Source organism: Methanolobus profundi, from assembly GCF_900114835.1.
Taxonomy (GTDB): domain Archaea; phylum Halobacteriota; class Methanosarcinia; order Methanosarcinales; family Methanosarcinaceae; genus Methanolobus; species Methanolobus profundi.
Window position 1 is genome coordinate 264,833 of the sequence record NZ_FOUJ01000004.1, and the last position, 12,866, is coordinate 277,698.

A 12,866-nucleotide genomic window follows, 5' to 3' on the forward strand; every position below is an offset into this window, starting at 1 on the left:
GCCTGGTGCTTCATTTGACTTATTACTCAAAGTGATCACCTCATTATGTATTTATTTAAGCGATCTGCTTTCTGAATTTGTCACAGCAGTTGATGTTAAGGTCGAGAAGCTTCTCGATGTTCATCTTTGCTGCAATTCCTTTTGGAGCACCTGCAACTGAAGTGATAACACCGATACCAAGATCTTCTCTCAGTTCCCTCATTACATATTCGTCACTGAGGTCATCTGTGGTTACGTCGAGTTTCTTTGCAACGTAATCCTTTGCTTCTCCAACTCTCATGCTCTTTGAAAGCTGCATCCTTGCAACAAGGTCACCAGCAGCTCTGATCCCGCTCATTCCGGAGGTCATTATGTGGGAGATCGGCATACCCATCGGGTCGCCGACCCCTACCTATATACCATCCACGCCAGCAATTTCGACCATCGCCTTGCTAGCTCTTGATACTGCATCTATTGTTGGGGTCTCGAGCATTGGGATACCGCCGACACCCATTCCCATGTTCACATGACATGGTATTGGTGAATCCTTAACAGCCTGCTTGATGAATGTAACAGCTCTTCCAAGGTTCCATGCTGCACTCTTGCTGGTGTTAGTGTTTACTACAGGACCGAAAACGTTTGCTCCTGCCTTTGCAACAAGTGCTGCCTGCTCATGTGGCCAGAGACCTGCGAGAGTAACTCCATCATATTCAAGCTCACCGTGCATTCCAAGCATAAGCTCTCCTGCCATACCTGCTTCAATATAGATATCAGGGAACTGCTTTCTGAGTGCTTCGATAGCATGGAGTGATGCGAACATGTCACCGTCACCTGCAGCACCAACTGTATCGAAGTTGACACCGTCAGAACCGGATGCCATCATTTTCTGCATGATCCAGATAATATCCCTTGTGAGGTGTTCTGCAGAGTGTTCCATGGACTGCCTTGCCTCGTCGATCTTGAATGCTTTCATGAGGTCGCCAGGGTTCTCGAAAGGACCGTCTGGTGTGTAGTAAAGACCCATGTTAGGCATTGCGCCGTAAAGAAGAGGAACGACCATGTTCTGCTGGCAGACTTCCATTGTCTGCATTTCCTGTGCGATAACAGGTTTTGCTGGCTTGAAACTGTAGTCGATGTGACCGAGTTCCATTGTGTCAGCACCAAATGCACGCTCGTGCATCATTGCACCGACAAGTCTGCTGGATGGAATTCCTACACCACTGTTACCCTGATCACCATCAATTCTGATAGTACCGATATCGTGAGTAACAGGAACTTCCATACCCTGTTCGACACCTACCATCCTTGAAGGCATGGTAAGAATGTCCACAAGCTTGTCGATCTCATCTTCACTAAGGTCTGGAATGCTTCCAAGGTCTGCTGCATCTGCCATACCTTCTTTGAGGTCAGCGATGATCTGCTCCTTTGTCATGAAGATGCGCTTTCCATCTCCCATTCTCAATTTATATTCTGTCATGATGATGCCTCACTTAAACCAGAAGTTCCTTGGCTTTTACAACAGCTTCACTTGCATTTTCTGCATAGCAGTCTGCACCGATCTTGTCAGCCCATGCCTGGGTTGCAGGAGCACCGCCGACCATGACCTTAATATCGTCTCTCATGCCCTGTTCCTTGAGCATCTCGATGACATCCTTCTGGCCCTGGAGGGTGGTTGTCATAAGTGCTGAAAGACCGACCATGTCTGCGTTGGTCTCTTTGATCTTGTCGATGAAATTCTGCAGTGGAACATCTCTTCCAATGTCATGAACTTCAAAACCAGCGGACTGGAGCATGGTTGATACAATTGCCTTTCCGATGTCGTGAACGTCACCTTCAACGGTACCGTTGACAATTACACCGAGCTTCTTGCTTACAGCATCTTTTGGCATGTCTGCTTCAAGGAGCTTGACACCTTCTTCCATTGCGCCTGCTGCCATCATTACGTGAGGAAGGAATAATTTTCCTCTCTCAAAAAGGACACCTACTTCGTTCATTCCGACTGCAAGACCCATCTCAATGATCTCTGGGGCAGGAATGCCTTCGCCCTTTGCCTTCTCGACTGCTGCAGTTACAACATCTTTCTTGCATGTGATCACAGCGTCTGAGAGTTCTTTGAACATTTCTTCTTTGCTAATAATTATACCTCCTACATATTTTGCCTTCAATCTATCAACAAGGGTTTGAGCTTGAAGGACAATCAGTTGTACCATTTCATATGGAGAAAGCATATATATCATAAACTCAGCAAAATACATCCGCCCTACATGAATTTGTTAGCAGGAGACAAGATTTGATTGTTCTTGTAGCATTACAACGCTGTTGTAATCTTACATCAGGTTTAGGATAAATACAGACAAACGCTTCTATTTTCAACAGCAAAATCAGGTTTTCAGAAAAGTTCTGCATACACCTTTGAATTTGCCGCTTAATAACTGATAGAAAAGTATAAATATTGCTAATTGTTGCAGCTTCCCAAAAAATATAAATACTGCTGAAACTGAGTAATATATATATATGTCGACGACAAAGACTACTTTGTTGTTATAATCGATACAATATATCAGTAAAACAACCTAAGATCAACAAAAGGAAGAGAACCAATGATACTCAACACCAAGAACCACAACTGGATGCTGGCATACCTGGGATTCTAGGAATTAGTACGAAAAAAGGTTAAGATCCAGGAGCTGTTAGCATGGAAAGAAAACCACTTGATACACTTATTAGCAAGAACGGATTATGGGTGTCCCGTAACGGACGTCTTCACGGAGTGAAGAAGTGCGAGACATCACAGAAGTATATAAGAATAGAGATGGATTGCGGAGATATTGTTACTATACGCAACTCCAGAACAAGCAGGTCTGCAAGGGCCCTCAGGAACCATAAGTTCCAGAAACCCTGTAAGCACTGTCGCCTGTCAGATGACAGGATCAACGAATTCTCAAAGAAGATCTCAAGAAAGACCGAAGCTGAGGTCAAGATCGTACGCTCTTTCAGGCTGCAACCTGAAAAGCCAGCTGAACCTGTTACAGCAAAACCAGAACAGGTAATTCAAACTAATACACCTTCAACTCACATTCATAATGAACCACGGGCTGGAATAACTGCCGATAGTTCCACCAACCACAGATCAGCTCCGAAAACCAGTAAGAGCAATTCCAGCCCTTCCACATCTAATACAAAGAAGACTTCCCAGCCACAACAACCAAAGTCCAGGAAAACTGAGTTCACTCCCCTGCAGAAGAACAGGATACTCTCACTTTTAGGACCTGGTGAAATGATATCATTCTCAAAGGAGAAGCGCTCCTTTGCCGAGCTGGAATCCACCCTGACCTTAGAGCGCAAGAAGGATATCAGAGGTATTTACGAGAACAGTCGCGAGAACTATCTGGGAAAACTCGAGAGAACAATTACAGAGTTCTTAGTCGACATGGGCTTCCTTGAGGTCAAGTCCCCAATACTCATACCATTCGAATACATGGAAAGAATGGGAGTTGGTGAGGACAAGAAGCTATCAGAGCAGATATTCAGGGTTGGCGACAATATGTGTCTGCGCCCAATGCTTGCTCCAGGATTATACAACCACCTGAGAAAGTTCGATAATGTACTCCCTGACCCTGTCAGGATATTCGAGATCGGTCCATGCTACCGTAAGGAATCAGATGGTAACAGCCACCTTGAAGAGTTCACCATGCTCAACTTCTGCCAGATGGGATCCAACTGCACAAGAGAAGAACTTGAGTATCTCATTAAGGAACTACTGGATTTCCTTGGCATAGAGTACGAGATAGTAGCTGACAGTTGCATGGTCTATGGTGACACGATCGATGTGATGCACAAAAAGATGGAACTCTCATCCGCTGTTGTAGGTCCTGTTCCAATGGACATGGACTGGGGAGTTAACAAACCCTGGATAGGAGCAGGTTTCGGTCTTGAGAGATTGCTCAAGGCAAAGCACGATTTCAAGAACATCAAGCGTGCTGGAAGATCAGAATCCTACTACAACGGAGTAAGTATCAACCTCTGAGGTGCCATCATGATAAGTAATATCAATTACTGGGACCTCGATGCTGTAGCAGATAGTATTATAAGAGGTCGTAAGCTCACAGACGATAACCTGAGGGAGCTTCTTTCCCTGACAGAAGAAGAGGACATACAGAAACTGAACTATGTTGCAAGGAAAGTGAGGGATCACTTTTTCGGCAACAGGGTCTTCCTCTACAGCTTCGTTTATTTCTCAACCCACTGCAAGAACAATTGTGCCTTCTGTTACTACAACAGGTGCAACGATATACAGCGCTACCGTCTGGACATGGACGAGATACGCAGTATAGCAAGGGCAGTTAAGAACGAGACCATCCACATGGTAGACCTTACCATGGGAGAAGATCCATATTTCCACAATGAACCTGAAAAGTTCGTTGACGTTGTAAAGGCAGTGAAGGAAGAGACCGGACTTCCAATTATGATATCTCCCGGTGTAATGGACGATACAACCCTTACAAAGCTCCATGAGAACGGAGCTAATTTCCTTGCCCTCTATCAAGAAACACACGATAAGGACCTCTACCGGAAACTGAGGGTCGGGCAATCCTTTGATGAAAGGAACCACGCCAGACAATTCGCAAAGAATATCGGCTACTGTGTCGAGGATGGAATACTCACAGGTGTTGGTAACGATATCGAGTCAACCATCGTCTCACTTCGTGGCATGGAGAACGGACAGCCTGACATGGTGCGTGTCATGACCTTTGTTCCACAGGAAGGAACCCCCCTTGAAGAAGTTGACCAGGAATCCAGTCTCTCTGAACTGAAGATAATATCAGTGCTCAGACTGATGTTCCCTGATAAGCTCATACCGGCATCCCTTGACCTTGAAGGAATAGATGGTATGGTCCATCGCCTGAACGCTGGTGCAAATGTTGTCACATCCATCATATCTGCAGATTCCTCACTCGAAGGCGTTGTCAACTATGACAGGGAGCTTGAGGAAAGGGACAGGGACTCAAAGAGCGTCATCAAGCGCCTGAGGTCCATGGGCATGGAACCTGCAAGCCAGGCCGAGTTCAATAGTATAATAGAGAAGAGGAGAACAAAGCCTGCCAGAATCCCGGTGGTAGCATGACAACTATCTGCATTATCGGTGGCAAGCTACAGGGTTTTGAGGTCACTTATCTTGCACACAAAGCAGGCATGGATGTCGTACTTGTAGACCGCAGGGAAAAGCCTCTCATACGCAATGTGGTTGATAGTTTCCAGTGTTTTGATGTGGTAAAGGAACCCAAAAAACTGAGAGAACTCTCAGAAGATGTGGACGCCATCATCCCTGTGAACGAGAACCTCGAGACCATAGAGTTCCTCAGAAGCATAAAGGATCAGCTTTCATGTCCTGTACTCTTTGATTTCGATGCCTACCACATCAGTATGGATAAGAAGCGTTCAAAGGACTACTTCAATTCCATCAATATCCCCACACCTGCTGATAAGCCCTCCAGTCCACCATATTTTGTGAAGCCACCTTGTGAGAGCAGCAGTATCGGGACCTCTATAATATATGATAATGCAGGACTTGAGGGACTTGACCCTTCAATGCTCATCGAGGAATACGTAGAGGGTGACGTGATCTCCCTTGAAGTGATAGGGGATGGCACTCACTTTGCAGTTGTAAAGGAAACGAAGATACATATCGATGAAACCTACGACTGCCATATGGTGACACCTATTGATAACTATCCTGAGTTCAGGAAGATCAGCTATGAGCTTGCAAAGAACATCAACCTTCGCGGGATAATGGATGTCGAAGCAATAGACAGCCCTAAAGGACTGAAGGTTCTGGAGATAGATGCAAGGTTCCCGAGCCAGACACCAACAGCAGTCTACCATTCCACAGGTGTGAACCTCGTGGAATTGCTCATGCAGGCATTCTCAGGAGAGGTTCAGGAAATGGACAGTGTTTCTGAACTAAATTACTGCATCTACGAGCATCTGCTACTTGAAAATGATATCCTGAAACCTGTTGGAGAGCATGTGCTCTCTCAGGGAGATGAATACGTACAGTTCCATGCTTCTGAAGGGCTTGAGATATTCGAGTCCAGGGGAGAGAACAAGAACAGTGTTTTCACCCTTATAAGCTGGGGAACTGACAGAGAAGAGACGGAAAAAGTAAGACAGAACGCAATGGAAATGATCATCGGTCATTTCAGTAATGAACAGGAGGAATAAAAATGGCACTTTTAACACCAGAGGACCTTGAGAACCTTTCAATGCAGCTTGAAGAGAACGATGAGATCGCAAGAAGGGTCACAGGTCTTGATATAAGAGGAATATGCGAATCACTTTACGGAACCGAACCAGGCTCTGAAAAAGTTGGTATTATCCCGATAACTGCTGGTAACGGCATCATCGGCAATTTCACATCATCCCTCCTGTACATAGTCGAATATTTCGGTTTTGAAGGATTCATAACAGAACATCCTGATGTAACTGGCTACTATGAAGCTGTTTCCAGGGGTGCTGATATCATAATGATGGCAGATGACCACATCTTCACTGCCCACAACCTGAGAAATGAGAAGATAGTGAGCAATCACGTTGCAACAGGTGTAGTATATGCAGATATCGCATCAAGGTTCCAGGAAGCAAGTTCAAAGGACATACTTGTCATCGGACTTGGAAGGGTCGGCTATGCCGGAGCCTGTCATCTTGTGAACAAGGGATTCAATGTCTATGCCTGTGATCCGAACAAGGAATTTCTCCAGAAGGCTGTTGATGAACTTGGGATCAATCCCTACTGCAGCGATGACAGGAAGAAGTTCTCCATGGTCTTTGAAGCGACACCAAATGCCGACACCATATCAGAAGGAATGATCGAGGAGAGATGTCTTGTCTCAACTCCCGGGATACCATGCGGACTCCCACCTGAGATCGGTAAGAAGTATCGTGTTGACCTTGTGATGGAGCCCCTTGTTATTGGAGTGGCTTCAATGCTGTATTCTGTGATACAGAACTAACATCAGAAATTGAAAATGGAGTGTTGAGAGAATGTATGTTATTTCCCTGGACCTTGGAACAAGCGGTTTCAGGTCACAGCTCATCGACCTTGAGAAGAATGAGACCGTAAAGACCGTTATCACAATGGGGCATCCACTCCCTGGTGGTAATGTAATGGACCACCTCGATTTTGCAATGAGCACCGGAACGGATGTTGCCCACAGACTTATCATCGAAACTGTAAAGGAAATACTGGACAAGTTCGATGTTGAACCTGAGAAGATACAGCGTATAGCGGTCTGCGGAAATCCGATACAACTCTCACTTTTCCAGAACATGGAGATAAGGGACCTTGCATTTGCAGGTGAGAACAAGCAGGAATCACTTGGCGTCAGGGATGTGAAAAGGGATGCAAGGATATTTCCCGCAAACGAACTCTTCGGGGATATCTATCCAATGGATAACTGCGAGATAGTCATCCCGCCAGCGATCAAACATGAGATAGGTGCTGATGCCCTTGCAATGATGCTTGAAACCGATTTCATTCACCAGACAGAACCCTGTCTTGTAACAGATTACGGGACCAATGCCGAAATGGCACTCAAGATCGGCGAGAGGATAATAACTGCAAGTGCTGCTGCCGGCCCTGCAATAGAAGGACAGGGAATAGCATGTGGTATACTTGCCGGTCCCGGAGCTATCAGTGATATCAATGTAGAGAGCGGACACTGGAGACTTACTGTTCTTGACAGTACAATGAACCCCGGAAAAGGGCCTCTTGTAGATCCGGTAAGCGGGGAGACCATCGAGGAAGGAGAACTTGTCCCTAAAGGAATAACAGGTACAGGGGTCATTTCCACAATGGCACTGGCCATCAAGGAAGGACTTATCGAGAAACTCCCGAAACTGCCCAATGGAAAACTGATACTTGGGGACAGTATAATCATCACTGACCAGGACGTAGAAGAGGTCGGTAAGGCTATTGGCGCCATCCGTGCCGCCCACATGACACTAATGGTGGAATCGGGATTGAAGTATGAGGACCTGAGATACTCATACATGTCAGGGGCCACAGGCACCTATGTTGATGCGAACAAAGCACGGCATATAGGTTCAGTTCCCGGTTTCTCAAAGGGAATAATTCAATTCGGTAACACTTCCATTGGACTTGCAAGGAAGATCGCTATAGATGTCTCAAAACTGGATGAGGTCATTGCGGTGGCCAAAAGGATACATGCAGACCATCTGATGATGGCAACCAGTGAGACCTTCAAGGATATTTACGTCTGCGAACTTTCCACCTGGCAGCAGGGAATGCCTGCTGAGATGTATGCTCAGATGCTGGAAATGTACGGTATCCCGGTATTTCCACAGGACCTTGAAGAGGTTGAGATCGAAAGAAGAGTGTCCAGGGATATAGATGATGTTGGATACCTTGGTCTTGATATTGTAACGGATATCGGAATAACACTTGAAGCTCCGGTGGAGAAATGTACACTCTGTCATCAGTGTGTGGAAGAGTGTCCCGAGGATGCAGTGGAGATCGTAGAAATGGATGGACAGAAGTCTGTCTACATAGACAGTCAGCATTGCCTTGGTACAAGCTGCAGGCGTTGTGTGACGATCTGTCCTGAGCAGACCATGAACCATTCACTGCTCAAGATAAAAGATATATAATGATTAATCATTGGAGTTCCAGTGGAAACCAACGGGTTATTTGGTCATTCATTGAACTTCAAAATAGTTGTTTTCAGGGTCTCAAGGTCCACTACCGGCACCTGTGCAGGTGTCGGAACGACATTTACCCTTTTCTGGAACTCGGTCTGGTCCTGCCAGGTACCCGAATTTATCAACAGGACGTTCTTGTACCATTCCACACCCACGGTATGTACGTGGCCACAATGAAGAATATCAGGTACATTTCCAATAACAAAATAATCCTTCTTTTCCGGTGCAATGGAAACACGGCTTCCATATATCGGTGAAAGATGCCTGAACTTCATCATCTCTACCATTGCTTTTGTAGGATCAGCATATGATACACCGGGAACTGCTGCTACCAGATCATCAATGGAACGACCGTGATAGAGCATCACTTTAACGCCATCCAGATCCACAATAGATGGATTACCCACAAAAGTGACATTCTCAGGGAAATAATCCCTGATCGACTCCGGCAATCTGGGCTGTGGTTCAGCCTGACGTACTGCATCGTGGTTTCCAGGAGAAATAATGATCTTGATGTGCTTTGGGATCATTGAGAAATACTCGCCGGCCTTTTTATATTGATCATACACATCCAGGATCGAGAGTTCCTCGTCCTGTCCGGGATAGATACCTACACCGTCAACAAGATCTCCTGCAACAAGAAGATAACGGATCTCCTTTGAGATAGCAGCCAGAGCTTCGTTGTCAGTGTCACCATTAAGGAAATCAAGGAACCTTTCCCATGGTTCTTCAAGAAATGTATTGCTTCCTATGTGAATATCAGATGTTAGGACAGCCTTTCCAGATGTTTTGGTCCTTTTAGGATTTACTGCCGGAAGATCGGGGAGGGTTATCTTCTGCACTATCATAAGATTTCCGTCGTTCGTCAGATTCCCTGTGAACCCAACAACCTCATCCAGTACGAAGTGACTTGCCTGCTCGAACAGTTCCTTATCAGCCATACGTATAAGGACGGAGAACGAACCAGTGGGGTCTTCCACCTCAATGATCTTATGTCCATTACTGGTGCTCTTCATATCAGATATCATACCGATTATTGATATCTCACTGGCATCTTTGCTTCCCCTGAAATTAGTACCTTTTCCTTTTTTCAGGCTCTCGATAGGACGGGCTGTTATCCTGCTACGTATAATATCACTTAGCCTGGTGTAACGGTTCCTGAAGAACTGCACGAACTCCATGTATTCACCTACACATGTAGAATTGTCAGTGATATCAGAAAGAATAGCTATGGGACTTTCAACATTACAGTAATTGCTCTGGAACCCTTCAGGCATGGAAGGTGCCTGGTAGGAATGTTCATAAGAGCTGTCAGCTCCAGAAGTAAGCTCATCTGACAGATGAAAGCTCTCTTCATTCACATGGGTCAGAGAACTGAAACTCTCAAGATCAATATGTTCAACATCGATGACAAGAACTGAGAGGTCTATATTTTCAAGTACATATGCTACAAGTTCCTTCGGGGAACAATGGGAACATATGAGGTCCACTGCTTCGGGACTTATCTGATAACCTTCCTCGATGAAGGCCGTTAGAACATCGATCTCATTCATATCAATAGCAGGTCTAAATGGAAATTATGGTACAATAAAATAACTTACAAAATTATCTGATGCCGTTAACATTTTATTTTGTGCAAATATATTCCTTAACTCATAAATACATTCTTTCATTCGGAATAACGCAGGTATGAACAATGAACTTAAAAGAAGCATTCCATGCTTTCAAAGAAAGCGATGATTTCTTTGTTTCGCTCGCGCGCGACATTTTGACCGTTCTGGCAGCTGTACTGATATTCGCATCTTTCTCCCAGGTGGTCTTCGGGATGTGGGCGCCTATGGTGGCTGTGGAATCCGGAAGTATGGAACCTCATATGAACATCGGTGATATAATCTTCATCCAGAGCATTGACAGGACAGATGTTGTGACCTATGAGGAAGGCAACAATAATTCCTATTCGACATTCGAAAATTACGGCAACGTTATACTTTACAGACCCTATGGCCAGGAAGGTGTTACCCCTATCATCCATCGTGCAATGTACTATGTTGAAGCAGGAGAGCCAATGTGGGATGGCGGGCCCGCTGCTCCTCATGCAGGATATATCACAAAAGGCGATAATACAGTGACGAACCAATACTATGACCAGCAAGGTCGGGTGAGTTACCTGATGCCGGTCAAGGAAGAATGGATAATAGGCATCGCACGTTACAAGGTACCATATGTCGGCTACCTTAGATTGATGCTTCCAAGCTTCTAACTTTTTTTTTACTTTTTTAATTTAAAGATGTAGTTGAGTGGTGAGGACCGGCTTGAAGTTCTCAAGCGGTTTAAGTCTGTAGTCCTCGAAAAGCACTTTTCTGGTACTGTTGATAGGAACGCTCAGAACGATCTCTTTTGTCCTGCCGTATCTTCCTTTACTTACTACAACAGCATTCACGATACCAAGCATGTCCAGCTCGGACATGAGATCAGTGACCCTGCGCTGTGTAAGGATATCCATATCCACATGCAGACATAACTGACGATAGACATTGTAGACCTCGCCTGTAGTTACGTTCTTGTAACCATTGTTCCTCAGGAGCATGACGCTGTAAAGTGCAAGTTTTGACTGGGTCGGAAGTGTGCGTACAACCTCTATGACACGGTCGATCTCGATCTTTTCCTGAGCGCCTTTTACATGCTGTTCTTCAACACGGGACTTATTCTCTCTTTCAGCGATCTCACCTGCAACTCTTAGAAGGTCAAGTGCACGTCTTGCATCACCATGTTCCTGAGCTGCAAATGCAGCACAAAGAGGAATGACCATTTCATCAAGAGCATCTGGCTTGTAGGCTATCTGAGCTCTTTCATGAAGGATATCACTTATCTGATCAGCATCATAAGGAGGGAAAATAATTTCTTCTTCTCCAAGGGAGCTTTTTACTCTTGGATCAAGGAACTCTGTGAATTTCAGGTCATTCGAAACGCCGATCATACTTACCTTAGCATTCGCAAGATCCGTATTTATCCTTGAAAGATTGTAAAGAACGTCATCGCCTTTTTTGATGAGCTTATCGATCTCATCAAGAATAATGATAACAACCTGTCTCTCATTGTCGATCGTCTCTTTAAATTTGAAAAATACCTGATCAGTTGGCCAACCGGTCATCGGGACATCTTCACCGAACTGACGTGTCAGGTTTGCAAGAAGCCTGTACTGAGTGTCAATGACCTCACAGTTCAGATAGACAACTTTACAGGAAAGACCAAGTGATTCACCTTTTCTCTCAAGTTCGATACCAACATGTCTTGTGACAGCAGTTTTACCTGTTCCTGTCTTTCCATAGATAAGGATATTTGAAGGTGTGTCTCCTCTAAGCGCTGAAACAAGGATAGATGCCAGACTGTTGATCTGATCATCACGATGTACAAGAGAATCAGGAGTATATGAATGTCTTAAAACCTCTTTATTTTTGAAAATAGGTTCATTTTCCAGTAGTTCCTGGAATAATCCATCTAATGATTTATTTTGCATTTACTTCTTTCACCCTTTCCTGTAAGATAACGAAACTCACAATAACGCTTTTTTAATGATGATCCCCATCCATCAGATCATCATGTTCTCTCTATTCCAGATGATACAATGGAAGGTGAGGTTATTAATGTTTGTGGTTTAGACCCCTTTGTTTCAACTGGAGTTCAATATAAAATTAAAAAGAAGCATTAAAAAAAGATACAAGAAACATTGTTGTTTATTGATTTCATCTTAAGGTTATAAGCAAACTGGTTTCCTATGGAGTTAAACCCCTTTATTTCAACTGGAAAGTTTATAAACCACAGAGACCCTATGATCTCGACTGGAAGCTAGAAAAAAGATAGAACTACTTTTTTTTTAAATTTTGAAAAAAAGATGGCGGTGTAAGTATCAACAATATAGTATATAAAATTATCTCGTAATCAAGTAAGAAAACTTTGTAAAAATTAAAAAATAAATAAAAAGTTAAGCGCTAAAATCGAAAGATGATTGTTTTTGCTAAGGTTCCAGTTGAAACAATGGGGTCACTCACAGTTGTAAAGATATCAAAGAAGTAAACATGAAAAAATCCTGATATCTGGAAAAATGCATTTTGTAAGATCTTTTATTATCCAGTCGAAACAAAGGGGTCTCTCACAGTAGTAAATATCTT

Annotated in this window: 9 protein-coding genes and 1 pseudogene; 6 read left to right on the forward strand and 4 right to left on the reverse strand. The window is 44.2% G+C overall.

The genetic code is table 11. The features are described from left to right. Nucleotides 1-55: 55 nt before the first annotated feature. Nucleotides 56-1,456 (reverse strand): annotated as a pseudogene (gene mtbB / locus BM008_RS10630) ([dimethylamine--corrinoid protein] Co-methyltransferase). 13 nt (nt 1,457-1,469) lie between these two features. Then, nucleotides 1,470-2,099, reverse strand: a complete 630-nt coding sequence (mtbC, locus tag BM008_RS10635; protein ID WP_245748017.1) for a dimethylamine corrinoid protein MtbC — start codon at nt 2,097-2,099, stop codon at nt 1,470-1,472. Nucleotides 2,100-2,674: 575 nt separating this feature from the next. Between mtbC and pylS the strand changes: the two genes are divergently transcribed. The 5 genes from pylS to BM008_RS10660 are packed head-to-tail and all read left to right on the forward strand — an operon-like array spanning nt 2,675 to nt 8,646. After that, nucleotides 2,675-4,006: a pyrrolysine--tRNA(Pyl) ligase gene (pylS, locus tag BM008_RS10640; RefSeq protein WP_091936779.1), complete on the forward strand. Its 1,332-nt coding sequence runs from the start codon at nt 2,675-2,677 to the stop codon at nt 4,004-4,006. A 9-nt stretch (nt 4,007-4,015) separates the two neighbouring features. Next, nucleotides 4,016-5,104: a methylornithine synthase PylB gene (gene pylB, locus BM008_RS10645; protein WP_091936781.1), complete on the forward strand. Its 1,089-nt coding sequence runs from the start codon at nt 4,016-4,018 to the stop codon at nt 5,102-5,104. After that, nucleotides 5,101-6,201, forward strand: a complete 1,101-nt coding sequence (gene pylC, locus BM008_RS10650; protein WP_091936783.1) for a 3-methylornithine--L-lysine ligase PylC — start codon at nt 5,101-5,103, stop codon at nt 6,199-6,201. The genes pylB and pylC overlap by 4 nt, the downstream gene beginning before the upstream one ends. A gap of 2 nt (nt 6,202-6,203) precedes the next feature. Next, nucleotides 6,204-6,989 (forward strand): 3-methylornithyl-N6-L-lysine dehydrogenase PylD, encoded by a 786-nt coding sequence (pylD, locus tag BM008_RS10655; RefSeq protein WP_091936785.1) that lies wholly within the window; start codon nt 6,204-6,206, stop codon nt 6,987-6,989. Nucleotides 6,990-7,020: 31 nt separating this feature from the next. Continuing rightward, the gene (locus BM008_RS10660) at nt 7,021-8,646 is read left to right on the forward strand and encodes a methylamine methyltransferase corrinoid protein reductive activase (protein WP_091936787.1); all 1,626 of its coding nucleotides are present in this window, start codon (nt 7,021-7,023) and stop codon (nt 8,644-8,646) included. Between the two features lie 44 nt (nt 8,647-8,690). On the opposite strand, the gene BM008_RS10665 is transcribed toward BM008_RS10660, so the two are convergent. Continuing rightward, the gene (locus BM008_RS10665; protein ID WP_091936789.1) at nt 8,691-10,250 is read right to left on the reverse strand and encodes a DNA-directed DNA polymerase II small subunit; all 1,560 of its coding nucleotides are present in this window, start codon (nt 10,248-10,250) and stop codon (nt 8,691-8,693) included. Nucleotides 10,251-10,393: 143 nt separating this feature from the next. On the opposite strand from BM008_RS10665, the gene BM008_RS10670 reads away from it, so the two are divergent. Beyond that, a complete protein-coding gene (locus tag BM008_RS10670) occupies nt 10,394-10,957 on the forward strand; it encodes a S24/S26 family peptidase (RefSeq protein ID WP_091936790.1) in 564 nt (187 codons plus the stop codon). Nucleotides 10,958-10,978: 21 nt separating this feature from the next. On the opposite strand, the gene BM008_RS10675 is transcribed toward BM008_RS10670, so the two are convergent. Further along, nucleotides 10,979-12,214 (reverse strand): ORC1-type DNA replication protein, encoded by a 1,236-nt coding sequence (locus BM008_RS10675; RefSeq protein ID WP_091936792.1) that lies wholly within the window; start codon nt 12,212-12,214, stop codon nt 10,979-10,981. Nucleotides 12,215-12,866 lie beyond the last annotated feature (652 nt).